The organism is Variovorax sp. GW821-FHT09B05 (assembly GCF_059418265.1).
The window spans coordinates 431,703-454,002 of the sequence record NZ_JBWKPN010000004.1; the positions used below are offsets into that span (position 1 = coordinate 431,703).

A 22,300-nucleotide genomic window follows, 5' to 3' on the forward strand; every position below is an offset into this window, starting at 1 on the left:
CAGCGCCACGGAACGCCACCGTATCCCGTAGCGCCGCTCCCAGGCCCGCCGGCCTGCGCCTCTCATTCATTTGCATGATGTGAGTGCCTTCGTATTCAAGAACACTGGCCTACAGGGCGCTCGGAGGGGCGAGCCCGGATACCAGGATCTACAACGAGGAGCTTCTCACCATGGCGCGTGCATTCCAGCGTTCCTGCATCGGCGTTGCGGCGTGCCGGCCCCGGTCGCCTGCAATGGCCGTCGCCGCCGCGGTGCTCGTGGCGGCCGGCACGGGCGCTGCCCATGCCGCCGATGCGCTCGTGTGCGCGCACGACACCACGGTGACCGAGCGCTTCATCCCCGTCGAGCTGCTCACCGGCCTGCCGCTGCCCGCGCCCGAGTCGCAGGCGCTGACTTTCGGCGAGGTCGATCGCACCTATCCCTTCGTCGACGTGCTGCCCGACGGCAGCGTGGGGTCCGGCGAGGTCGCGCTCAAGGGACCGATGAAGTGGTCGGGCTACCGGGGCATCGAGTTCGAGGTCTACGAGCGCAAGGTACCGCGGGCGCATGAGCGCTTCGCGCTGACCGAGGACAGGAGCGCCATCGGCCGGGTGTACGACCAGCGCTTCGGCAACGCCTACAACGAGGGGAAGTTTCCCGTCGGCAAGTGGCAGCAGGGCCAGAAGAAGAGCTACGACACGCTCTACAACACGCGCAGCGCCGTGTCGTCGCTCGAGATCGAGAAGCTCTCGTGCACCTACGACGGTATCGCCGGCGCGTTGCAATACCGCTGGCGCACGAACAACGGCCTCGACTACGGGTACATCTACGCGCCCGGCAAGGGCGTGGTCCAGGTCTTCACCTACAAGGGCGGGCGTTGAACGGTTCGCCGAGAACACGTTCGCGACAAGCCATGAGCTGGGACTCCGGCCTGAACCCCGCCATCGCAGCCGCCTGCGCGGCGGCCACCGATGCCTCGCGCTGGGAGACCATGCTCGAGGCGCTGTGCGAACGCTTCGGCGCCACCGCCGCGGCCATCCACACGCCGCGCGGTGCGCCGGCCGGCAAGCCGCTGTTCGTCGACATCGGGCTGCCCCAGCACACGGTGCCCGACTACATCGACTACTGGTCGCAAAGAGACCCGTGGTTCGCGGGCGCCGCGACCAAGGAAATCTGCGTGCGCACCGGCGAATGCGGCATCGGCCGCGAACTCTGCGAATGGAGCGAGCTGGAGCGCATGGACTACTACCACGAGTTCGCGGCACCGACCGGTGTGCACGGGTTGCTGGCGATGATCGTCGACGACGGCAGCCGGCCCGCGCAGGCGCCGCTCACGGCGATCGGTCTCTATCGCCGGCCCGGGCTCGAGGAGTTCAGCTACCAGGACAAGCGCGCCTTCGAGGCGGTGCACAAGCCGCTGCAGCTCGCGCTGCACGCGCACTGGTCGCTGGTGCGCTCCACGCCGGTCGAGAAGGCCACCGCCGACGCCTTCGACGTGGTGCCCAAGCCGCTCGTGGTGCTGGCGGCCACGGGCGCGATCCTGCATGCCAACGTCGCGGCCGCGGCCCTGCTGTCGCGCAGCGACTGGATCGGCATCCGCAACGGCAAGCTGGCGCGCCTGGGCCAGCTGGGACCGGAAGCGGTGGAGGCCTCGCTGCGCGAGGTGGCGCGCGGCCTGATCCAGACCCACGTGCTGTGGACACCCGAAACCGCGCGGCCGAGCGCGCCGGCCATCGCGCGGCTGGTGCCGCTGGACGAGGGCAACGCCTGCCGCCTCGCCTGGCCGCATGCGGTGGCGCTGCTGATGGTCGAGGAGCCGCCCGAACGCGAGGCCAGCGACCGCCGGCTCGAGGCGCTCGCGCTGCAGTACCGGCTCACGCCTTCGGAGCTCCAGTTGGTCGTTCAGCTCTCGGAAGGCGCGCGGCCGGCCCAGGTCGCCGAGCGCTGCGGCATCTCGATCAACACCGTGCGCACCCACCTGCGCAACATCTTCGACAAGACGGGCGTGCGGCGGCAGAGCGAGTTGATCCGGTTGCTGGGGCCGTTGGCGCTGTCGGGACGTTGAAGCAGGGGGCGATGCCGCGAGCCGCCCACGCCCATCCGCTCGCCTTCCTATAATCGCGACCCTCCCGCCCGGCCCGCGCCAGATCCAGCCGCCGCCACATCGCCAGCACCCGGACGGATTCAACTGAGCCGGTGTGGCTGGAGTGCATCGTGGCGGCACGTTATTACCTGGAGCTTTTCAATTTCTGCAACCGGTACCTGCGCGACCGCGCGCTGGCGCAGGACATCGTGCAGGAGGTCTACGCGCGCTTCGCCGCCTTCGAGCGCCATGGCGCGCAGCCGGTGGTCGAGGTGCGCGGGCTGCTCTACCAGATCGCGCGCAACCTGCTGGTCGACCACCATCGCCAGCAGATCGTGCGCGCGCACGACAGCGACGACGTGCTGCTCGAGATGCCGGCGCCCGATGCCGACAACCCCGAGGTGGCCTATGCGGCGACGCAGCGCATGCGGCTCCTGGTCGCGGCGATCGAGAACCTGCCGCCGCGCTGCCGCGAGGCCTTCGTGCTGCACCGCATCGAGGGCCTGCCGCAGGCCGAGGTGGCGCAGCGCATGGGCATCTCGCGCAACATGGTCGAGCGGCACGTGATGATCGCGGTCGCGGCCTGTCGCAAGCGGCTGCGCGACACGGCCGAAGCGCCTGAGCCCATGCCGGCGCGGCCCGAGAAAATTTGAGTCGCCGCCTCAGGATCGGCGCTCCCGATCCGTCATCATCCAGGCCGAGACACCGAATTTCCGCACCCCGATGAACGATCGCACGCGACCCACCGCCCCCGGCATGCCGGCGCGCGATGGCGCGCGCATGCCGGACGTGCCGGACACCGCGGGCGAGGAACTGCTCGAGGAGCTGTCGCCCGCGGAGTTCGAGGCACTGCGCTGGTCGGTGCGCCTCGGCGACGGACTCGATGCCGCCGAGCGCGCCGAGTTCGAGGCCTGGCGCCGGGCCGATCCCGCGCACCAGGCGGCCTACGACGAGATGACCGGCGTGAGCGAGGCGATCGATGCGATGCCCGCGGCGGGCGCGGCGCGGCTGCAGGCACGCGTGGCGATCGACCGGGCCGGCGAATCGGCCACCCATGCCGCCGCGCCCGTTGCGCCCGCAACGCCGCCGGCCCCGCCGCGCCCCACGCGCCGTCGCGCGCTCGCCGCCGCCGCGGCGGTGTTCGCGGCCGCGGGCGGCGGCTGGTTCGGCTGGGAGGCCTGGCGCAGCGAGCCGGTGTTCGAGCAGCGCTACCAGACGCAGCGCGGCCAGCAGCTCGACGTGGCGCTGCCCGACGGCAGCCAGATGCGGCTGGACACGGCCACCACGGCCGAGGTCAGCCTGTACCGCGGCCGTCGCGAGGTGCGCCTCGCCGAGGGACAGGCGATGTTCACCGTGCAGTCCGACAAGGCGCGGCCCTTCGACGTGCGCGCGGGCGGCACGCGCGTCACGGTGGTGGGCACGCGCTTCTCGGTGCGCTACACGCCGTCCATCGGCCGTCCCGAGGTGCAGGTCGCGGTGCAGGAAGGCCGCGTGCGCGTGGCCGCGGCAGGCAACGAAGCCGCGCCGGCCGCGATCGAGCTGGCACCGGGCGAGACGGTGGCGGCCGACGCGCAGGGCCGGCCCGGCCCGGTCGCACGGATCGAGCCCGAGGGCGTCGCCGCGTGGCGCAGCAACCGCCTGAGCTTCGACAACCTGCCGCTGTCCGCCGTGCTGGCCGAGCTCGGCCGCTACGGCGACGTCGGCATCGCGGTGCACGACCCGGCCGTGGCCGCGCTGCCGGTGACGGCCAGTGTCGACCTGCAGCGCATGGGCGACTTCGTGCGCAGCCTGCCGCAGGTGCTGCCGGTGCGGCTGGAGCGCCGGCAGGGCACGACAGAAATCGTCTTGGCGAAGCGCTGACGAGGCGCCGGCGCGCCGTCCAACTTTTTTCTTCACTCCACGTCAGGATCGCGCGCGGCGATCCGTCTTCATCGGAAAGGCGCCGATTCCGGCCCTGCGTCGTTCCCCTGGAGATCGTTTCGATGTCGTTCCGTGATTCGTCCTTTCCGCTGCGCCCGTTGCCGTTCGCGCTCGCGGCCTGCCTGGCCCTGGCCGCCGCGCTGCCCGCGCGGGCGCAGCCCTCGGCCGGTGCGCCCGCGCAGGTGGCCATCGGCGCGCAGCCGCTGTCGCAAGCGCTGACCGAGCTCGCGCGCCAGACCGGCGTCACGTTGGTGGTGTCGCCCGCGCTGGTGGCGGGCCGCACGGCGCCGGCCGTGTCGGGCCGGCTGACGCCGCGCCAGGCGCTCGACCGGCTGCTGGCCGGCAGCGGCCTCGTGGCCGACATCGACGGCGGTGCCGTCACGGTGCGGCGCGAAGGCGAGGCGGGCACCTCGGCGCTGCCCGCGGTGACGGTCACGGCCGGCGTGGAACAGGAATCGCCCTGGGGCCCGGCCACCGGCTTCGTGGCGCGCCGCAGCGCGACCGCGACCAAGACCGACACGCCGATCCTCGAGACCTCGCAGTCGGTCGCGGTGATCACGCGCGAGGAAATGGATGCGCAGCAGGCGCAGACCGTGCGCGCCACCCTGCGCTTCGCGCCCGGCGTGAGCATCAGCGACGACGCCGACAACCGGCTCGACACCATCAGCTCGCGCGGCTTCGCGCTCGACCAGTACCTCGACGGCCTCAAGACCATCGCCGGCACCTGGTCGGTGACCAAGGTCGAGCCCTACCTGCTCGAGCGCGTCGAGGTGCTCAAGGGGCCGTCGTCGGTGCTCTACGGCCAGGCCTCGCCCGGCGGCGTGCTCAACCTCGTGAGCAAGCGCGCGAGCCCGGAGACGGTGCGCGAGGTACAGCTGCAGTACGGCAGCAACGCCTTCAAGGAAGGCGCCTTCGACATCGGCGGCGCGATCGATGCCGACAAGACGCTGTCGGCGCGCATCGCCGGCGTGGTGCGCGACAGCGAGACCGAGGTCAACGACCTCAAGGAGCGGCGCATCGCGATCGCGCCTTCGCTGACCTGGCAGCCCGATGCGCGCACCAAGGTCACGCTGATGGCGGACTACCTGCGCGATCCCTCGGGCGGCTTCTGGAACCTGCTGCCCTACCAGGGCACCTTGCTGCCGAATCCCTATGGCCGCATCGACCGCAGCTTCTACACCGGCCAGTCCTCGTTCGAGCATTTCGCGCGCACGCAGTACTCGCTGGGCTGGGCCGCCGAGCACCAGGTCGACGACCACCTCACCGTGCGCCAGAACCTGCGCTATCGCCACCTCGACATCGACTATCGCTCGGTGCAGGGCCTCGGGCTGCAGGCGGACTACCGCACGATGAACCGTCAGGCCTACACCGCCAACGAGCAGCTCGACACGCTGACGCTCGACACCCAGGCCGAGTGGCGCTTCCGCACCGGCGCGCTCGCGCACAAGCTGCTGACCGGCATCGACTACCAGCACCTCGATTGGGACAACCTCACGCGCTTCGGCAATGCGCCCACGCTCGACATCCTCGCGCCCAACTACAACCAGGTCATCGCGCTGCCGGGCATCTTCCAGAACGCGCACCAGAAGCAGAGCCAGATTGGCCTGTATGCGCAGGACGAGATCGCCTGGGACCGGTTGCGGCTGCAACTCGGCGCGCGCAAGGACTGGACGCGCACCGACACCGACAACTACGTGGCGCGCAGCGTCACGCGCCAGCGCGACGATGCCTTCACCGGCCGTGCCGGCCTGCTCTACCTGTTCGACAGCGGCGTCGCGCCCTACGTCAGCTACGCCACTTCGTTCCAGCCGCAGGCCGGCACCGGCTTCGACGGCAACGCCTTCCTCCCGACCAAGGGCAAGCAGACCGAGATCGGCCTCAAGTACCAGCCGTCGAACACCGACATGCTGTTCACCGCCGCGGCCTACGACCTGCGGCAGAGCAACGTCGGCACGCCCGATCCGCTGCATGCCAACTTCACGGTGCAGACCGGCGAGGTGCGCTCGCGCGGCATCGAGCTCTCGGCCGTCGCCAACCTCGGCGAGCAGCTCAAGCTGCGCGCGTCCTACAGCCATCTCGACAACGAGATCAGCAAGACCACCACCACCTCGACGCTGGGCAACCGCCTGGCCGGCACGCCGGCCGAGCAGGCTTCGCTGTGGGCCGACTACGCCTTTCGCGGCGAGGCGCTCAAGGGCCTGAGCATCGGCGGCGGCGTGCGCCGCATCGGCTCCGCCTACACCACCAATGCCAACACGCAGCTCATTCCGGGCGCCACCGTGTTCGATGCGGCGGTCCGCTACGACTTCGGCGTGCTCGACCCCTCGCTGCGCGGGCTGAAGGCCGCGCTCAACGTCTCGAACCTGTTCGACAAGGAGTACATCTCGATCTGCTCGGCCATCGGCTGCCGCTACGGCCTGGGCCGCGCGGTCTACGCCACGCTCAAGTACAACTGGTAGGCACCGGGCCATGAACGCGCGCGACGGCCACCGCACGGCCCTGCAACGCTGGAGTGCCCTCCACAAGTGGACCAGCCTGGCCTGCACGCTGTTCCTGCTGCTGATCTGCCTCACGGGCCTGCCGCTGATCTTCTCGGAGGAGATCGAGGCGGGGTTCGACGACGGCCTGCCCGCCGCCACCGTGCCCGCGGGCACGCCGGCGCTGAGCATCGACCGTATCGTCGCGACCGCGCGCGAGCGCCTGCCGGGCTGGACCACCGACTTCGTCGTGCTCGACGAGGACAAGCCCTACGCCACCGTCTTCATGCGGCCCTCGGCCACGGCCGGCATCGAGACCCGGCGGCGCATCCGCTACGACCTGCACACCGGCCGCGAGCTCAAGCAGATGCTGCCGATCGCGCACAGCCGCGGTGTCATGGACGTGATGCTCTCGCTGCACACCGACCTGTTCGCGGGGCTCGCGGGCGAGCTGTTCCTCGGCGTGGTGGGGCTGTGCTTCGTCGTCGCCACCGTCTCGGGCGTGCTGCTCTACGCGCCCTACATGCGCAAGCTGGCCTTCGGCACCGTGCGCGACACGCGTTCGCCGCGGCTGAAGTGGCTCGACCTGCACAACCTGCTGGGCATCGTCACGCTGGTGTGGGCGCTGGTGGTGGGCGCGACCGGCTTCATCAACGAGCTCTCGAAGCCGCTGTTCGGCATCTGGCAACTGACCGACGTGCGCACCATGCTCGCACCGTACGCCGGCAAGCCGCCGCCGAAGTTCGAGGACCTGGCCTCGGCCCAGGCCGCGTTCGACACGGCACAGGCGGCCGTGCCCACGATGCGCATCACCAGCGTGGTGTTCCCGGGCAATCCCTTCGGCAGCCCCTATCACTTCCTGCTGTGGACCCAGGGCGACACCGCGCTGACCAGCCGGCTCTTCAGCCCCGTGCTGGTCGATGCGCGCACCGGCGCGCTGACCACCGTCGTGCGCATGCCCTGGTACCTGCGCGCGCTCGAGGTGTCGCGGCCGCTGCACTTCGGCGATTACGGCGGGCTGCCGCTGAAGCTGATCTGGGCGGCGCTCGACCTGATCACGATCGTGGTGTTGGGGAGCGGGGTTTATCTGTGGGTGTCGCGGCGCCGGCAGCGCGCCGGGCGAGCGGAGCGGTTCGGGAGGCCGGCCTGACGCCGTTCAGGCGGCCGCGGCGATCGGCCGTTGCCGCGGCAGCCGCGTGAACGCGAAGGCGGCCAGGAAGGCGCCGATGCCCAGCGAGAACGCGCCGATGAACAGCCACGCGTAGCTCGAGTACGTGTCGTAGATCAGGCCGCCCAGCACCGGGCCCAGTGCCATGCCGAGGCTGCTGGCCATCGTGGTGCTCCCGATCACCGTTCCCATCATGCGCAGCGGGAAGTTGTCGCGCGCGATCACCGCGAACAGCGGCATCACGCCCGCGTAGGTGAAACCGAACAGCGCGGCCACGGTGTAGAAGCTGCCCAGCTGCCGCGCGAACACGTAGCCCAGCACCACGATCGCCTGGGCCAGCAGCGCCAGCACCAGCACGCGCGCCGCGCCGAACCGGTCGCCCAGCAGCCCGAACACGAGGCGCCCGCCCAGGCCCGCGAGTCCTTCCATGCTGTAGATCGACACGGCGGCCATCAGCGGAATGCCGCAGGTGACCGCATAGCTCACGGTGTGGAAGATCGGCCCCGAGTGGGTGGCGCAGCTCAGGAAGCTGGTCAGCACCAGGATCAGGAAGGGCGGCGAGCGCAGCGCCTGCGCGACGGACAGCGACGATTCGCGCGAGGCCTCCGGTGCCGCGGCGGAGGCGGCCTGCAGCAGCGCCGGCGGACGGCGCACCAGCAGGGCCAGGGGAATCATGGTGACCGCCGCCAGCGCCGCGATGATCTGCAGCGCGCTGCGCCAGTCGTGCGTCTGCACGAGCCACGCGGCCAGCGGCGACATGGTCATCGGCGCCACGCCCATGCCGGCCGACACCAGCGACACCGCCAGGCTGCGGTGCGTGTCGAACCACCCGGTCACGCAGGCCATCATCGGCGCGAAGATCGCCGCCGCGCCGATGCCGACGACCACGCCGAACAGCAGCTGGAAGGCGAGCAGCGACGTCGCCAGGCTGGCCAGCGCGAGCCCGAGCGCGAGCAGCACGGCACCCACCAGCACCACGAGGCGCGGACCCACGCGGTCGCTGAGGGCGCCCCAGGCGATGCTGCCGAGCGCCAGCGCCACGAAGGCGAGCGTCATCGCCGTGGAGATGCCGGTGCTCGACCAGCCGGTGTCCTGCGCGATCGGCCGCAGGAACACCGGCAGCGAGAACAGCCCGCCGATCGCCACGCAGCCGAGGGCGCCGCCCGCGGCCACGATGATCCAGCGGTAGTGGGTGCGCATTGCATCGGGCCAGGAAGTCATGGTGAGTCCTCGATGGGTTCAACGAGGGCTCAGGTTACCCCCGTGCACGTGACAAGGGGAGTAACAAAGATGGCGCGATTGGCTGCGCTAGCCGTCGATGCGTATCCGATTCGCCTTCGCGATGCGTCCCCACTTCTCGAACTCGCTGCGCGAGATCGCGCCGAACTGCTCGACCGAATTGCCCACCGGCACCAGCCCCAGCTCGGTGAGCTTGCGCTGCACCTCGGGGTTGCGCAGGATCTTCACCAACTCCTGGTTGTAGCGCGCGACGATGGGCTTGGGCGTCGCGGCCGGCACGTAGAAGCCCTGCCAGCCGTCGCCGTCGTAGCCGGGCAGCAGTTCCGCCACGGCCGGCACCTCGGGCAGCAGCGCGCTGCGCCTGGCGCTCGTCACCGCGAGCGCGCGGAGCTTGCCGCTGCGCACCAGCGGGATCGCCGTGGTCGCGGGCTCGAAGGCGATCGGCATCTGGCCGGCCATCACGTCGGCCAGCGGGCTGCCCTTGTAGGGCACGTGCACCATCTGCACGCCGGCCATGTTGTTCATCATCTCCATCACCACGTGCGGGCCCGAGCCCACGCCGAGCGAGCCGTAGTCGACCGAGCCCGGCTTGGCCTTGGCGCGCGCCAGCAGCTCGCGCAGGCTGGCGTCGGGCTGGCCCGGGCCGGTGATCAGCACATAGGGCACCAGCGCGACCTGCGTCACGGGCGCGAAGTCGCGGAAGGTGTCGTAGGGCAGCTTGGCGTAGACGTTGGGATTGATCCCCATGATCGAGTTGACGGTCATGAAGAGGGTGTAGCCATCGCCGGGACTGCGCGCCGCGACCTCGGCGCCGATGATGCCGGCCGCGCCGGCGCGGTTGTCGATGACGATCGGCTGCCCGAGCGCCTGGCCCAGCGGCTCGCTGAGGATGCGCGCCACCACGTCGGGCGACACGCCGGCCGAGAACGGCACGACGAGCTTGATCGGCTTGGTGGGCCAGGCGGCCTGCGCGAAGGCCGCGCGGCCCGTGGTGGCGGCCAGGGCCGCGAGGCCCAGGCGCTGGAGCGCGAGGCGCCGGGAACGAGAGACGGGCATGGGGAACTCCTCAGCGTGGGTCGATGCAGGTGTCATGAGTGTTGTCATTGCAGCCAGTCGCGCATGCGCTCGACCAGCAATTCGGCCGCGACGATGTGCGGGTAGTGGCCGCCCTGCGCCTGCGCGAGATGGCGGGCCTTCGGATAGCGCGCCCGCACGCGGGCACGGGTCGCGGGCGCGATGATCGCGTCGTCCTCGCATTCGAAGACCACGGTGTTGGCGATCGCCTGCGGCGCCGGCAGCTCGGCCGCCCCCGCCACCTGGCGCAGCCGTCCGTGGAAGTCCGAAGCGGGCAGGCCGGCATGCAGCATGTGCAGCTGCACCGCGCGCAGCAGGTCGTCGGGCCGCGCGCGCAGCGCCTGGTCCCAGCGCGCGATCACGGTGGCGCTGTCGCTGGCCGCGAGCCAGCCCGCGTCGAACAGCGGATGCTGCGCCACGTCGCGCCCGTCGACGAAGGTGTTGCCGAGCCAGAGCGCCGCCACCTGATCAGGAAAACGCAGTGCAAAGGCCTGCGCCCACCAGGCGCCGTACGACGAGGCCCAGAGCGCGACCGCGCCGGTGCGCCGTTCGCGCAGCAGTTCCTCGAGCCCGAGCGCGAGCAGCTCGGGCGCGACGCCGCCCGGGTAGGTGATGCTCAGCACGCGGCGCTCGGCGGCGAAGGCCTGCGCGATGCGCCAGGCGCTGTCGCCGTTGCCCAGCGCGCCCGGCAGCAGGACCAGCGGCGGCGGCTCGGCGGTGGCCGTGTCGCCGCGCGCGCCGCTGTCGCGCAGCGACCAGGCCAAACCCCGCGTGTCGGTGAAGCGATGCAGCGGCTGCGCGGCGACGAAGCGATGCAGGGCCTCGGGCATCGCGGGCAGGTCTTCGGCGATCGTTGTCATGCGGTGGGCCGTCGCGCGCATCAGGCCAGCAGGCCTTCTTCGCGCAGCGTCTTCTTTGCTTCTTCGGTGAAGTCCGCCTCGGGCGCGTTGCCGCCGATCACGAACATCAGGAAGTGCGTCTTGCCCGGCTCCTCGTGCGTGATGTTCTCGAAGCGGCGGTTGACGCCGGCCGGGAACGAGAAGATGTCCCACGGCCCGACGTCGAAGTACTCCTCGCGGCCGTCGAGCTCCCACGAACAGCGCCAGCGGCCCGTGAGCGGCATGAAGGTCTCGTTGGTGTCGTGGTTGTGCATCATCGGGCCCTTGCCGGGCTTCGCTTCGCAGAAGCCGAGGTTGAAGCCCTCGCTGATGCGGATGGCGGCGTTCTCGGCCGCCTGCGCGCCGACCGGCGAGACCACCTCGTCGCCGCCCTTGCCGCGCGGCGGCTGGAAGCCCACCGCGTTGTAGAGCTTGCGCTCGGCGCTCGGATGGCGGCTGTCGGGCAGCCCGCCGTCGAAACCCTTGAGGTCCTTGAAGTAGGCGACGCGCTGGCGCATCTCTTCGCGGGTGACACGGATCTGGGGAATGGCCATGGCGATCTTTCTGGCGGAGTGAATAATGGCCGCCAGTATTCGAGGCCGCGGCCGCGCGGTCCATCGAAGCCGCCGATGCCCGGCATCGCGTTCATGATGATCCATGCGGGTTTACCCGCCCGCGCCCCGCTATCGCCCCCGATGAAGCTGCAAGACCTCGACCTGAACCTGCTGCGTGCCTTCGATGCGCTGATGCGCGAGCGGCACGTCACGCGCGCGGGCGAGCGGCTCGAGATGAGCCAGTCGTCGATGAGCGTCTCGCTCGCCAAGCTGCGCGACCTGCTGGGCGACGAGCTGCTGATGCGCGCCGGCACCGGCTGGATGCCGACCGAGCTCGCGCTCGTGCTGTGGCCGCGCGTGCAGGAGGCGATCGCCGCGCTCGAGCGCCTGACCGAGCCCGTGCGCTTCGACCCCGCGACCTCGACGCAGGTGTTCCGGCTTATCGTCATCGACTACATCGACCTGCTGATGATGCCCTCGGTCATGCGCCGCATCCGCCAGGAGGCGCCGGGCGTGCGGGTGCACATGCTGCAGACCAACCCGCATCACTTCGGCGAGATGATGGCGGCCGGCGAGCTCGACCTGGCGCTGACCTACTTCCCGAACGCGCCCACCTACGTCAAGGGCCGCAAGCTGTTCTCCGACCGCTTCCTGGGCCTGGCCGCGCGCTCGCACCCCGTGCATGGCGCGGCGCTCGACGTGCCTTCGTTCTGCGCGCTGCCGCACGTGACGATCGAGCCCGACGCCTCGCAGATCTACAACGTGCAGATCGATGCCGCGCTCGAGCCGCACGGCCTGCGTCGGCGCGTGCAGATGATCAAGCCGAGCTTCCTCGCGCTGCCCTTCGTGCTCGAGACCTCCGACATGGTGGCCAGCGTGCCGGCGCGGCTCGCACGCCGCATGTCGCGCATGGCCGAGGTCGAGGCCTTCGACCTGCCGCTGGACCTGCCGCTGTTCGACGTGCGCATGGTCTGGCATCCGCGCACCGACCATTCGCCGGCGCACGAGTGGCTGCGCGAGCTGATGCTGGCCTGCGCGCGCGACGCCTGAGCGATGCGGCCGGCGCCGCGTCGGCTCAGGCGGCCTCGGCGGCGGATATCGCCTCGATGCGCGCGCAGGCGCGCAGCAGCTCCGCATCGCGGCCGCGCGGCATGCTGAAGAGCACGCTGGTGGGCAGGCCCTGGGCATCGAAGCCGCTGGGCATCGCGATGCCCGGCATGTCGAGCAGGCTGCCGACCATGCAATGGGCCAGCGCGCGTGCGTTGAGGGCCGCGTGCCGCGCGGGATCCGAGGCGTGGTCGATCGTGGGCGCGACGATGGGCGTGGTGGGGAACATGAACAGCGTTCCGGGCGCACAGGCACGCAGCGCGCGCAGGCCGCTGTCGCGCGCCGCGAGCAGCGCGAGGTAGTCGGCCGCGAGGAAGCCGCGCGCGCTTTCCAGGCGTGCGCGGATGTGCGGATCGATGCGCGCGGCCGCGGGACCGTCGAGCAGCGCGCGACGGCGATGGAAGGCATGCGCGGCCACCACCGTGCCGTGGCGCGCCATGGCCTCGCGCGCGGCGGTCAGCGGCGCGGAGCGACCGCGCGAGACGGCGAAGCCGGAGCGGCGCAGCCGCTCGAACAGCGTGAGGCAGTGGGCGCGCTGCGCCGCGTCCACCGTGTCGTCCATGAAGTCGTCGAGCAGCACGATGCGCAGCGGGCCGATGTCCTCGTCCGGCGGCGTGCGGGTGGCAAGCACCGCGTCGACCCGCGCGATGTCCTCCACGCTGCGCGCGAGCACGCCGAGGGTGTCGAGCAGCGGCGACAGGCCTTGCAGGCCCGCCATCGGATAGCGGCCGCGGCTCGCGCGGAATCCGCACAGGCCCGTGAAGGCGGCCGGCACGCGCACCGAGCCCGAGGTGTCGGTGCCCATGCCGACCGCGCACAGCCCCAGCGCGACCGAGGCCGCCGCGCCGCTCGAGGAGCCGCCGCACACGCGCGGTTCGGCCTGGCTGCCGAAAGGATTGGCGGGCGTGCCGAAATGCGGGTTCAGGCCCAAGCCCGAGAAGGCGAATTCGCTGAGGTTGGTCTTGCCCACGCACACCGCGCCGGCCGCGCGCAGGCGGGCCACGGCCGCTGCGTCGGCGGGGCGCGGCGCCGACGGCAGCACGCGCGAGCCGGCGGTGGTCGGCAGGCCCTCGAGATCGAACAGGTCCTTCCACGACACGGGTACGCCATCGAGCGGGCCCAGGGCCGCGCCGCGCGCCAGGCGCGCGTCGGCCGCGGCCGCTTCGACGCGGGCGCGTTCGGCGGTGGTCGCGATGAAGACCGACCGCGCCGCGGGCAGCGCCGCGTCCGCGAGGCAGGTGTCGAGCACCTCCGATGGCCCGCGCGCGCCGCTTCGGAAATCCGCCGCGAGGCCCGCGACCGTCAGGCGCCGCATGCCATCCGTTCGCGCACGCGCCGGTCGATCTCGGCGAAGGTGCAGAAGCGCACGCCGGGCTTGCTCAGGAAGTAGTCGATCAGCCGCTCGTGCATCAGCACCGCCTGCGCGCGGCCCGACACGTCGGGATGGATGGTCATCGGGAACACCGCGAAGTCGTATTCGCGCCAGACGTAATCGAACTGGTCGCGCCATTGCACCTCGAGGTTGCGCGCGCCCACGTAGCCCTGCGCGTTGGCGAAGGACTTGATGTAGAGCAGTGCCTCCATGTCGTCGAGCTCCCAGTTGGCGGGGATCTCGAGCAGCGAGGTCTCGGTGCCGCGCTCCACCGGCTTCATCCAGCTCGCGGCGGGCTGGCCGTAGTCGATCGGCGTCCAGCGGTCGCCGCGGCGCAGGAAGTAGGCCTCGAAATCGCGGTGCATCAGGCTGTGGTCGTAGACGATGCCGCGTTCGAGCAGAAGCTCGAGCGTGTCGGCGCTGAACTCCCACCAGGGCGCGTTGTGGCCCACCGGTGCGCGGCCGGTGAGGTCGGTGATCAGCGCGATGCAGCGGTCGAGCACGTCGGCCTGCTGCTGGCGGCTCATCGCGGTGGGGTTCTCGTGGGTGTAGCCGTGCAGGCCGACCTCGTGGCCGGCCTCGACCACGGCGCGCGCCTGCGCGGGAAAGCTCTCGATCGAGTGCCCGGGCATGAACCAGGTGGTGGCGATGCCGCGGCTCGCGAAAAGCTTCAGCAGGCGCGGCACGCCGACCTCGCCCGCGAAGAAGCCGCGCGACACATCGCTGGGCGAATCCTGGCCGCCGTAGGAACCGAGCCAGCCGGCCACGGCATCGAAGTCCACGCTGTAGGCGCAGAGGATCTCCTTGGTCGTCGAACTGCTCATGCGGCGGCCCCCGTCACTCGGAACTGCAGAGCCTTCGGCACGCAGTCGGCGCCGTTGACCGGCACCATGTCCTGCGGGCAGGCCGACATCACGACGACGCAGTCGAGGCAAGCCTCGAACACCGTGCGATCGCCGGGCCTGGACACCGGCGGCGCCCAGCCGATGGTGCCATCGGCGGCCACGGGGTTGTTCATCCATACGTTGAAGGGCGCGGGCACTTCGGTGGTGCGAAGGCCGATGGCGCGCAGTGCCAGGCGCAGGTTGTCGCTGCAGTTGTCGTGGTAGCCGTGCACGCCCAGCGCGCGGTAGCGCGGCAGGTCGCAGGCCGCGATCAGCGTGTCGTGCACGCCGGGCGAGCTGTCCTCCACCAGCCGCAGGATCGCGCGGCGGCGGTTGGTGAGGAGTTCGTCGCCCACGCGCGGCGTGGTGCGGCCGAGGCCGGCGCGCAGGTGCTCCATCGACAGCGCCTCGTGCAGCCCATCGCGGCAGAAGGCCCAGAGGTCGCAGACCTGGGTGCCGTGCGTGTTGACCAGCGCCAGCTGCTGGCCGCGCCGCAGCGCGACCGCGCGGCCCTGCCGCGCGGGCAGGGTGTAGAGCTGCCCGGGCTCGGGCGTGCCGTCGGGCGAGATCGGCGTGTGCAGCGTGTCGTTCTCGCCGTCGGCGTGGCCGTTGTCGGTGTAGTGGGGATTGATCCAGTCCATGCGCTTCGTCTCCGTGGTGCGTGGCGGCGAGTGTTCGCGCGGACCGTGGTCGCGACAAACGGGAATTTCTCAGCCGGGGATGAGCCCCGCTCACCCATGGCCCGTGCGCAGGTGCCACGACGAACAAATCTCAGCCCGACGCCGAGAACTCATCAGTTGTCGCCGCGGCCCGCGGCCCCGAAGCTTCGACCCCGGCCGCATCCATCGCGGCCTTCGACGAACCGAACCCCCGGAGACAAGTCCATGAAGAATCCTCCTTTCGCCGTGTCCGACGCACCGGCTTCGCCCGACGACGCGAGCGCCGTGCAAACCGCGCGGCGTCGGCTGATCCGCGGCGCGGCCGCGGCCGGTGCCGCGCTGGCATTGCCCGGCCTCGCGCAGCGTGCCTTCGCGCAGGCCAAGCCCACCGAACTCACCATGCTCGCTTGGTACGGCCATGCCGAGAAGGACGTGGTGGCCGAGTTCGAGGCGCAGCACAACGTGAAGATCCGCCCCAAGTACTACGTGGGCGGCGACAACATGCTCGCGCTGATCTCGCAGTCGCCGCCCGGCACCTACGACCTGATCCAGGCCGACGCCGAGTACGTGCAGCAGCTGGTGCGCGCGGGCCATGTCGAGCGGCTGCAGCCGGCCGACTATCCGTTCGACGACTTCTTTCCCGAGTTCCATCGCTTCCCCGGCCACTGGGACGGCGACCGGCTCTACGCGGTGATGATCCGCTTCGGCTTCCTCGGCGTGGCCTACAACACCACGGCCGTGAGCGAGAAGGAGGCGCGCAGCTACAAGGTCTATGCCGATCCCAAGTACAAGGGCCGGGTCGGCCATTTCGACTGGCACCTGCCGAGCATCGGCCAGGCCAGCCTGCTCGACGGCCAGCGCAAGCCCTTCGACATCGATGCCGCCGCCTGGGGCCGCGTGCAGCAGCAGATGATGGGCATGCGCCGCAATGTCGGCGGCTTCTTCGACTACGGCGGCACCTTCGCCTCGCTGCGCAACGGCCAGATGGTGCTGATGGCCGGCATCGGCGACTGGATCACCGGCGTGCTCGAGAAGAACGGCGCCACCGTGCGCACCGTGCTGCCCGACGAAGGCGGGCTGCAGTGGACCGAGTCGTTCTCGATCGGCAAGGGCTCGAGGAAGGCCGAGCTGGCCCGTGCCTTCATCCAGTACATGGCCTCGCCGGCCGGGCAGGTGCGCTCGGCCACCATGCAGGCCTATCCCGCGCTGGTGCCCAACCGCAAGGGCTGGGAACTGCTCGCGCAGCAGCAGCCGCAGGAGGCGAAGCGCTCGCGCATGGAGCCCGGCAAGCGCAACGCGATGGACGACATCCGCGAAGGCCGCATCACCAACCGCGCGCTGCCGGTGCGCCAGTCGCTCGAGGACTGGAGCGATTTCTGGTCGCGCTACAAGAACGCCTGAGCCGGGGAGCACGCCATGAACACCCTCACTTCCACGGCGGGCCCGCCGTTGCCAGCGACGACCCCGGTCGCCACCGACCGGGCGAAGGCAGCCCGGCACGAGCGCGCGCGCCGGCGCCGCTTCGCGCTGCTGCATGCGCTGCCGCTGCCCGCGTGGCAGTTGGCCTTCTTCCTCGGCCCGCTGCTGTTCCTGCTGGTGCTGAGCTTCTGGACCGTGCGCGACTTCCGCATCGAGCCCGCCTTCGCGTGGATCAACTGGGAGCGCATGCTCGGCCAGCCGCATGTGTGGCAGACCTATGCGCGCACCTTCGGCTACGCGCTGCTCGCCACCGTGCTGGCGTCGCTGATCGCGTTCCCGGCCTCGTTCGCGATCGCCTTCCAGCTCTCGGAACGCCGGCGGCGGCTGTGCATGTTCCTGCTGGTGATCCCTTTCTTCACCAGCTACCTGGTGCGCGTCTATGCCTGGCAGATCTTCCTGAGCGACGAGGGCGTGATCAACGCGCTGCTCGGCGCGCTGGGGCTCGGTCCGGCGCGCATGCTCAACACCGCGCTGGGCACGCAGATCGGCTACCTCACGCTCACGCTGCCGCTGGTGGTGCTGATCCAGACCATGAGCCTGCTGCTGGTCGACCGCAGCCAGGTCGAGGCCGCGCGCAACCTCGGCTGCGCGCCGCTGCGCAGCGTGTTCCAGGTCGTGATCCCGGCCGCGCGCGTGGGCCTGGTGGTGGCGGCGCTGTTCTGCTTCATCTTCGCCTTCGGCGATTTCGTCTCGCCGCTGTACCTCGGCGGCGGCACCGCGCCCACCATGAGCCTGCTGATCATCGACACCACCAAGGCCGGCCAGCAGTGGCCGCGCGCCGCGGTACTGGCCGTGCTGATGATCGCCACGCTGATGGCGGTGGCGCTGGCGATGACTTCGTACGCCTACCGGGGGCGCAAATGAGCGCCGCGCGCTGGGTGCGGCCGCTGCTCGCGGCCTACGTGGTGGCGGTGCTCGCGTTCCTGTTCGCGCCCATCGGCGCGAGCTTCGTGTTCTCGTTCAACTCCGACCGCTTCCCGACCCTGCCGCTGGGATCGTTCACGCTCGAGTGGTACGAGGCCGTGTTCGGCGACGAGCTGGTGCGCGAGGCGCTGGTCAACAGCATCGTGGTGAGCCTGGCCTCGGCCACGTTGGCCACGCTGATCGGCTTCGCCGCGGCCTACACGGATTACCGCTACCGTTTCTTCGGCCAGCGGCTGTACCTCGCGCTCGGGCTGCTGCCGCCGACCGTGCCCGCGATCATCCTCGGGCTCGCGATGCTGGCCTACCTCTCGCGCATCGGACTGGCCGGCGGCCGCTTCTCGATCGTGATCGCGCATGTCGTGATCTGCACGCCGTTCGCGGTGGCGCTGATCCGGCTGCGGCTGTCGCAGATCGATGCCTCGCTCGAAGCCGCGGCCTGGAACCTCGGCGCCGGCCCGGGCCGCGCGCTGTGGCACGTGATGCTGCGCTTCGCCGCGCCGGCCATGCTCGGTGCCTGGCTGCTCACCATGGCCGTGTCCTTCGACGAGTTCGCCATCGCCTGGTTCGTGGGCGGGCTCGAGGAGACGCTGCCGGTGCGCGTGCTCGGCTTCCTCCAGGGACAGGTGAGTCCGCGCATCAACGCCATCGGCACCCTGGTCTTCATCGTCAGCATCAGCCTCGTGGGCATCGCCCAGGTGCTGCTGAACCAGCGCATATCGCAGCGCATTCCATCGCGTCCACGCAAAGAGGGCACCACGCCATGACTTCCTCCCCCGTCCCCGAATCCGGCCGCGCACCGCTGGTGCAACTGAGCGGCGTTTCCAAGTCCTATGGCGGCGTGATGGCCGTGAGCGGCGTCGACCTCGAGATCGCGCGCGGCGAGTTCGTCGCGATCATGGGACCGAGCGGCTGCGGCAAGACCACCACGCTGCGCATGCTCGCGGGCCTCGAGAACCCGAGCAGCGGATCGATCCGGCTCAACGGCGAGGAAGTGCGCGACCTCGCGCCCTGGCAGCGCGACACGCCGATGGTGTGGCAGAGCCTCGCGCTGTTCCCGTTCCTCAGCGTGATCGAGAACGTGGAGTTCGGCCTTCGCATGCGCAAGGTGGGCCGCGCCGAGCGCCGCCGGCGCGCCACCGACTGGCTCGCGCGCCTGGGCCTGGCCGACTTCGCGCAGCGCCGCGTCGACGAACTCTCGGGCGGCCAGCGCCAGCGCGTCGCGCTCGCGCGCTCGCTGGTGACCGAGCCGCCGCTGCTGCTGCTCGACGAGCCGCTGAGCGCGCTCGACCATCACCTGTCGCTGAAGATGCAGGGCGAGCTGACCCGGCTGCAGCGCGAGCTGGGCATTGCCTTCGTCTACGTCACGCACAGCCATTCGGAGGCTTTCGCCATGGCCGACCGCGTGGTGATCATGGCCAACGGCGAGGTGGCGCAGTGCGGCGCGCCGATGGAGGTGTTCCATCGGCCGGCCTCGCGCTTCGTGGCCGAGTTCCTCGGCGGCAACAACATCTTCCAGGCCGACGTCGTCGCGCGCGACGGCTCGCGGCTCGAGCTGCGCACGCCCGAGGGCCGCTTCACCGCGGAGGCGGGCGCGCAGGGCGGCGCTGCGCTCGCGGCCGGCGCGGCGATCGACCTGGTGGTGCGCGCCGACCGCATCTCGCTGACCGCGCAACCGGGCTGGGCCACCAACGAGGTCGCCTGCACCCTGGTGGGCGAGGAGTTCATCGGCTCGACGGTCAACGGCCACCTCGAGACCTCGGGCGGCAAGCAGATCGTGGTGCAGCTCAACGCCAAGGACCTGGAGGAGATCGAGCTCGACGTGGGGCGCCAGTTCTACGCCTCGTGGCATCCCGAGGACTGCCACCTGGTGCAGCGGCCGCACGCGGCCCACTGAGCGAGGGCGCGCCTGCGGGACGCACCGGATGCGCCGCGGGCCCGCCGCCGATACGATGGGCCCGCATCGGCGCCGCCCCGGCCTCGGTTTTTCTCCTCATCCAGCCCGAACCGCACCATGGCCACCCGCGGCAAGCTCCCACCGCTCAACGCGCTGCGCGCCTTCGAGGCGGCCGCGCGCCACCTGAGCTTCAAGGCTGCGGCCGAGGAGCTGTGCGTGACCTCGACTGCCATCAGCCACCAGATCCGGCATCTCGAGAGCCTGGTCGGCATGCGGCTGTTCGATCGCACGCCGCGCGCCATCAGCCTCACCGAGCCCGGCCGGCGCCTGTTCCCGGTGCTGCGTGACGGCTTCGACCGGCTCGCGCAGGCGGTCGGCGAACTCAGCGAGGTCAGCCATTCGATCTCGGTCAGCGTCACGCCCGCCTTCGCCTCGAAGATCCTGATCCCGTCGCTGGCCGGCCTGCACGACGCGCATCCCGAGATCCAGCTGACCGTGGATGCCACCGAGCGCCTGGCCGACGTCGCGCGCGGCGAGGTCGACCTGGCCGTGCGCTACGGACCGCCGGCCGATGCCGCGAGCCCCGCGCTCGCGCCCGGCCTGCGCGCCGTGCCGCTGTACACCGACCGCTACTTCGCCTGTGCCTCGCCGGCCTGGGTGGCCGGCCGCGCGCTGCCGATCGCGGCGGCGCAGCTGTCGAACGAGCGCCTGCTGAGCTATGCGTGGAAGAACCCCGCGCTGCGCGGGCCGACCTGGCCGCGCTGGATGCAGCATGCGGCCGTGGCCGGTTTCGACGAGGGCCGATGCGTGCTGTTCAGCGAGGAGAGCCATGCCCTGCAGGCCGCGATCGACGGCGCGGGCGTGGCGCTGGTCAGCAACCTGCTGGTGAGCCGGGACGAGGCCGCGGGCCGGCTGCTGCGGGTCTGCGCCGAATCGCTCGATGGGTTGCAGTACCAGTGCGTTTCGCGCGCCGACAACCCGAAGATCGAGACGCTGCGGCGGGTGGAGGGATGGCTGGCGGGGTTGATGCCGGTTGCCGAGTGAAGCGCGCGGGCTCCATCAGGCGCGCGCCAGTGCCGATGGCAGGTTGAGCACGGCGAAGCCCAGCAGGCCCCAGCAGCCGAGCAGCAGCTGCGTGAGCAACAGGCCTTCCTGCCGGATCCAGGCCCCGAACCACAGCCCCGCGACGCACATCGCCGCCCAGCACAGCACGAAGGCGCCGAGCCCGAGGTTGAGGCAGGCGAGGGCGGAAGCCGAAGCGAAGCGCAGCGGCTCGCAGGCGATCAGCAGCGTGCCCGCCAGCAATGCCAGCGCGCTCGCCGCCTGCAGTGCGATCACGCCGAGCAGCGCGACCCGGTGCACGGCCGACGATGCGATCGCGCGTCGCCGCAGCGGCAGCGTGTCGAACGGCGGCTCGCGCAGCAGCACCATGCCCATCGTGAGACCGATGGCGCCGGCGGAGGCCTGGAAGGCCTGCAGGTTGTTGAGGACCGCGACGCTCATCCACGCCGCCAGGCCGGCCGCGACCGCGAGCTGGAACATCCACACCGAGATTTCTGGATCCACATGCACTCCTTGAAAGGGATGGCGAGAATGTAGAAGCCGCACCGCCGCGAAGGCGGCGCGCCCGCGCCAACACGATGTTGCTGGCCGCGCAACAGCCCACCCAGGTCACCCCATGCGTCCCCCTCTGGAAGAACTCGAAGCCTTCCTGCTCGTTGCCGAAACGGGAAGCTTCACCAAGGCCGCGCAGCGGCTCGGACTGTCGAAGTCGGTGCTGAGCCGCCGCGTCGGCGCGCTCGAACGGCGGCTCGGCGTGCAGCTGGTGCATCGCACCACGCATGCCGTGACGCTCACCGAACTGGGCACGGGCTTCCAGGAGCGCACGCGCAAGGCGCTCGAGGACCTCGACGATGCGGTCGATGCGAGTTCGCGCGGCGCGGCGGCCGTGCGCGGGCTGGTGCGCATCACCGCGCCCACCAATCTCGGCGTGCTGCACGTGCTGCCGGCCATCGCCGAGCTGATGGCGCAGCACGAGGGACTGGAGATCGACATCGATCTCAACGACCGCTATGCCGACATCGTCGGCGGCGGCTTCGACCTGGCGCTGCGCATCGGCGAGCTCAAGGACTCGACCCTGGTCTCGCGTCGGCTCGGCACCATCCATCGCGCGGTGGTGTGCAGCCCCGACTACCTCGCGCGGCGCGGACGCCCGTCGACCCCTGCCGACCTCGAGGCGCACGAGTGCCTGGCCTACGCCAACATGGGCGCGGCCGATCAATGGCGCTTCCTGGTAGACGGCGAATGGAAGGCCGTGCGCGCGGGCGGCCGGCTGCGCACCAACGATGGCGGCGCGTTGCGCGCGGCGGCGCTCGCGGGCCGCGGCCTGGTCGGGTTGCCGGCCTTCATCACCGAAAGCGACGTGCGGGCGGGCCGGCTCGTGCGCGTGCTCGAGGAATTCCGCATGCCCGAGGCCGGGCTGTTCGCGTTGTTCCATTCGAGCGCGCGGCTGCCGGGCCGCGCCCGCGCGGTCGTCGAGCACCTCGGGGCCCATTTCCAGCGCATGGGTTTCTGATCGCCGTTGTGCCGCGCGCAACACGGTTGTGCGC

Annotated in this window: 21 protein-coding genes; 13 read left to right on the forward strand and 8 right to left on the reverse strand. The window is 71.0% G+C overall.

What is annotated here, in order from left to right:
• Window positions 1-233: 233 nt before the first annotated feature.
• The 6 genes from AC07RM_RS13730 (at window position 234) to AC07RM_RS13755 (ending at window position 7,609) form a co-directional block, all read left to right on the forward strand.
• Window positions 234-860: a hypothetical protein gene (locus AC07RM_RS13730; protein ID WP_495334867.1), complete on the forward strand. Its 627-nt coding sequence runs from the start codon at window positions 234-236 to the stop codon at window positions 858-860.
• A 32-nt stretch (window positions 861-892) separates the two neighbouring features.
• Window positions 893-2,044, forward strand: a complete 1,152-nt coding sequence (locus AC07RM_RS13735; RefSeq protein ID WP_495334868.1) for a helix-turn-helix transcriptional regulator — start codon at window positions 893-895, stop codon at window positions 2,042-2,044.
• A gap of 149 nt (window positions 2,045-2,193) precedes the next feature.
• Window positions 2,194-2,715 (forward strand): RNA polymerase sigma factor, encoded by a 522-nt coding sequence (locus AC07RM_RS13740; RefSeq protein WP_495334869.1) that lies wholly within the window; start codon window positions 2,194-2,196, stop codon window positions 2,713-2,715.
• A 70-nt stretch (window positions 2,716-2,785) separates the two neighbouring features.
• The gene (locus AC07RM_RS13745) at window positions 2,786-3,922 is read left to right on the forward strand and encodes a FecR family protein (RefSeq protein WP_495334870.1); all 1,137 of its coding nucleotides are present in this window, start codon (window positions 2,786-2,788) and stop codon (window positions 3,920-3,922) included.
• Window positions 3,923-4,044: 122 nt separating this feature from the next.
• On the forward strand, window positions 4,045-6,441 hold the full coding sequence (locus tag AC07RM_RS13750; RefSeq protein WP_495334871.1) for a TonB-dependent siderophore receptor: 2,397 nt from the start codon (window positions 4,045-4,047) through the stop codon (window positions 6,439-6,441).
• Window positions 6,442-6,451: 10 nt separating this feature from the next.
• On the forward strand, window positions 6,452-7,609 hold the full coding sequence (locus tag AC07RM_RS13755) for a PepSY-associated TM helix domain-containing protein (protein WP_495334872.1): 1,158 nt from the start codon (window positions 6,452-6,454) through the stop codon (window positions 7,607-7,609).
• A gap of 6 nt (window positions 7,610-7,615) precedes the next feature.
• Here the strand turns inward: AC07RM_RS13755 and AC07RM_RS13760 are convergent, their stop codons facing one another.
• The 4 genes from AC07RM_RS13760 to AC07RM_RS13775 all read right to left on the reverse strand — a co-directional run bounded on the left by AC07RM_RS13760 (window position 7,616) and on the right by AC07RM_RS13775 (window position 11,372).
• On the reverse strand, window positions 7,616-8,848 hold the full coding sequence (locus AC07RM_RS13760) for an MFS transporter (RefSeq protein WP_495334873.1): 1,233 nt from the start codon (window positions 8,846-8,848) through the stop codon (window positions 7,616-7,618).
• An 87-nt stretch (window positions 8,849-8,935) separates the two neighbouring features.
• Window positions 8,936-9,922: a Bug family tripartite tricarboxylate transporter substrate binding protein gene (locus AC07RM_RS13765; RefSeq protein WP_495334874.1), complete on the reverse strand. Its 987-nt coding sequence runs from the start codon at window positions 9,920-9,922 to the stop codon at window positions 8,936-8,938.
• Between the two features lie 44 nt (window positions 9,923-9,966).
• On the reverse strand, window positions 9,967-10,800 hold the full coding sequence (locus AC07RM_RS13770; RefSeq protein WP_495334875.1) for an alpha/beta fold hydrolase: 834 nt from the start codon (window positions 10,798-10,800) through the stop codon (window positions 9,967-9,969).
• A 20-nt stretch (window positions 10,801-10,820) separates the two neighbouring features.
• Complete coding sequence (locus tag AC07RM_RS13775) at window positions 10,821-11,372, reverse strand: cupin domain-containing protein (protein WP_209542178.1); 552 nt, start codon at window positions 11,370-11,372, stop codon at window positions 10,821-10,823.
• 141 nt (window positions 11,373-11,513) lie between these two features.
• Between AC07RM_RS13775 and AC07RM_RS13780 the strand changes: the two genes are divergently transcribed.
• Complete coding sequence (locus tag AC07RM_RS13780) at window positions 11,514-12,422, forward strand: LysR family transcriptional regulator (RefSeq protein ID WP_208512720.1); 909 nt, start codon at window positions 11,514-11,516, stop codon at window positions 12,420-12,422.
• A 25-nt stretch (window positions 12,423-12,447) separates the two neighbouring features.
• On the opposite strand, the gene AC07RM_RS13785 is transcribed toward AC07RM_RS13780, so the two are convergent.
• Genes AC07RM_RS13785 through AC07RM_RS13795 form a run of 3 tightly spaced genes read right to left on the reverse strand, consistent with a single transcriptional unit; the run spans window position 12,448 to window position 15,376 of the window.
• Window positions 12,448-13,794 carry an amidase family protein gene (locus AC07RM_RS13785; RefSeq protein WP_495334876.1) on the reverse strand — a complete coding sequence of 449 codons (1,347 nt, stop codon included), beginning with the start codon at window positions 13,792-13,794 and terminating at the stop codon, window positions 12,448-12,450.
• The gene (locus AC07RM_RS13790) at window positions 13,782-14,675 is read right to left on the reverse strand and encodes a polysaccharide deacetylase family protein (RefSeq protein ID WP_495334878.1); all 894 of its coding nucleotides are present in this window, start codon (window positions 14,673-14,675) and stop codon (window positions 13,782-13,784) included. The genes AC07RM_RS13785 and AC07RM_RS13790 overlap by 13 nt, the downstream gene beginning before the upstream one ends.
• A complete protein-coding gene (locus AC07RM_RS13795; RefSeq protein WP_495334879.1) occupies window positions 14,672-15,376 on the reverse strand; it encodes a DUF1989 domain-containing protein in 705 nt (234 codons plus the stop codon). The genes AC07RM_RS13790 and AC07RM_RS13795 overlap by 4 nt, the downstream gene beginning before the upstream one ends.
• Before the next feature lie 243 nt (window positions 15,377-15,619).
• Here AC07RM_RS13795 and AC07RM_RS13800 point away from each other — a divergent pair, with 243 nt between their 5' ends.
• The 5 genes from AC07RM_RS13800 (at window position 15,620) to AC07RM_RS13820 (ending at window position 20,735) form a co-directional block, all read left to right on the forward strand.
• Window positions 15,620-16,795 (forward strand): polyamine ABC transporter substrate-binding protein, encoded by a 1,176-nt coding sequence (locus AC07RM_RS13800; RefSeq protein WP_495334880.1) that lies wholly within the window; start codon window positions 15,620-15,622, stop codon window positions 16,793-16,795.
• 15 nt (window positions 16,796-16,810) lie between these two features.
• Window positions 16,811-17,737 carry an ABC transporter permease gene (locus AC07RM_RS13805; RefSeq protein WP_209542168.1) on the forward strand — a complete coding sequence of 309 codons (927 nt, stop codon included), beginning with the start codon at window positions 16,811-16,813 and terminating at the stop codon, window positions 17,735-17,737.
• Entirely contained in the window at window positions 17,734-18,561 is an 828-nt protein-coding gene (locus AC07RM_RS13810) for an ABC transporter permease (RefSeq protein WP_495334881.1), read from the forward strand. The genes AC07RM_RS13805 and AC07RM_RS13810 overlap by 4 nt, the downstream gene beginning before the upstream one ends.
• The gene (locus AC07RM_RS13815) at window positions 18,558-19,691 is read left to right on the forward strand and encodes an ABC transporter ATP-binding protein (RefSeq protein WP_495334882.1); all 1,134 of its coding nucleotides are present in this window, start codon (window positions 18,558-18,560) and stop codon (window positions 19,689-19,691) included. Before AC07RM_RS13810 ends, AC07RM_RS13815 begins: the two co-directional genes overlap by 4 nt.
• A 117-nt stretch (window positions 19,692-19,808) precedes the next feature.
• On the forward strand, window positions 19,809-20,735 hold the full coding sequence (locus AC07RM_RS13820) for a LysR substrate-binding domain-containing protein (protein ID WP_203206582.1): 927 nt from the start codon (window positions 19,809-19,811) through the stop codon (window positions 20,733-20,735).
• 15 nt (window positions 20,736-20,750) lie between these two features.
• On the opposite strand, the gene AC07RM_RS13825 is transcribed toward AC07RM_RS13820, so the two are convergent.
• On the reverse strand, window positions 20,751-21,257 hold the full coding sequence (locus tag AC07RM_RS13825; protein ID WP_495334883.1) for a DUF2165 family protein: 507 nt from the start codon (window positions 21,255-21,257) through the stop codon (window positions 20,751-20,753).
• A gap of 112 nt (window positions 21,258-21,369) precedes the next feature.
• On the opposite strand from AC07RM_RS13825, the gene AC07RM_RS13830 reads away from it, so the two are divergent.
• Window positions 21,370-22,266, forward strand: a complete 897-nt coding sequence (locus AC07RM_RS13830) for a LysR family transcriptional regulator (RefSeq protein WP_495334884.1) — start codon at window positions 21,370-21,372, stop codon at window positions 22,264-22,266.
• Window positions 22,267-22,300: the final 34 nt, after the last annotated feature.